Origin of the sequence: Bacillus sp. H1a, from assembly GCF_000633475.1 — a bacterium.
Classification (GTDB): domain Bacteria; phylum Bacillota; class Bacilli; order Bacillales; family Bacillaceae_G; genus Bacillus_A; species Bacillus_A paramycoides.
In genome coordinates this window covers 1-1,293 of record NZ_AYMH01000109.1, presented here as the reverse complement: position 1 = coordinate 1,293, position 1,293 = coordinate 1, and the positions used below count along the sequence as shown (strand labels likewise).

General features: G+C 30.9%; 2 protein-coding genes. Both read left to right on the top strand.

Annotation, left to right across the window (positions count from 1 at the left end):
- Nucleotides 1–501: 501 nt before the first annotated feature.
- The gene (locus U860_RS36715; protein ID WP_240184508.1) at nt 502–639 is read left to right on the top strand and encodes a hypothetical protein; all 138 of its coding nucleotides are present in this window, start codon (nt 502–504) and stop codon (nt 637–639) included.
- Nucleotides 640–877: 238 nt separating this feature from the next.
- On the top strand, nt 878–1,293 hold a 416-nt coding region (locus U860_RS0130050), incomplete at its 3' end, for a sigma factor (protein ID WP_025151373.1).

Sequence of the window (1,293 nt, the reverse complement as noted above, 5' to 3'; positions counted from 1 at the left end):
TTGTTTATTATTTAGATATTAGAATGCTAACAAAAAATTGTACACTCCTATAGACCAGTGTCCCCTGTATTTCGTTTTTTTGATTTCTCTACTAGGAATATGGGGTTCTGGTGCAAAAAAACGTAGGCTTACGCCTACGGACATTCATCTCCCGCCTAAAATTGGTGTTTCACACCATCACATTTTTGGGGAAGGAGTCTTCTGTCAGAAAACGATAAAAAATTAATAAAATATTACAAGAAAACCATCAATTTGATTAATCTTTTTTCAAATTGATGGTTTTTATTTTTGAAATAAATAGCTATTTTATAAAAAATATTTTTTTGGCCCCCATAAAATAATTTGTTCCGTCGAATATGTATAGTGAAGAAAGCAAATGGAAGAAAAATGATTATGAAAAAACACTATTAAAAGGTAATCTTGCACAAGATACATTAGAAAAAAGCGATAGAAGACTAAATGAAGTAAGATAAGCTTTTTGTTAAAGAAGAAAAAGAAGCAATGAAAGTAAAAGTACACATCGGAAACAACATTGAAGCATTAGTAAAATTACTAGATTCAGTGGGGAAACCGAAAGCAAAAGCTGAAATTATCAAAAATATAGAGAAGAGTTATTCAAAGATTGTAGCTAAAATATAAAAAGAGCAAGCGAAATAAGCGGAAGAAAATAAGAGAGTAGATGAAAATGCAGACTTAACTCTAGCGCAAATAGAAAATAATAATCATCAAGAAAATGATGAAAAAAGTCGATTTCGAAAAATATGATCAACAGTAAGAAGACAAGTCTAAAGGAAAGTACTGAATAAATGTGGTTAAATGGTCACTTGTTTAGTGACCATTTTGCTATTTAAAGCAGAAGGAGGGAGGGAGATTACAAGTGTTGAGTTTAGTAATGAAGATCTTAAGAAAAACGAAAATAGAAGATATGGTATATAACATACAAAACAACGGAGGAGATAAGGAAGCTTTTATCGTACAGTATCAGCCTTTTATTAGAAAATCAATTTCGTCTGTCTGCCGCCGATATATTACAGAACAGGATGATGAATATAGCATTGGATTGTTTGCGTTTAACCAAGCAATTGAACAGTATTCATATACAAAAGGAAAATCTTTTCTAGCTTTTGCAGATCTTCTTATAAAAAGAGATGTAATTGACTATATACGCAAGGAGTCTAAGCATAATCTTGTCTTTTTAAAAGAAGATAAGCAAGAGGAAATGTTAGAAATGCAAGTATCGCTTACGGAGTATATGAAAGAGATGGAAAATAATAACCGTAAGGAGGAAATTCT

Coding starts and splice junctions, on each gene's coding strand:
- U860_RS36715 (WP_240184508.1), top strand. CDS start 502: ATGAAAGTAAAAGTACACATCGGAAACAACATTGAAGCATTAGTAAAA.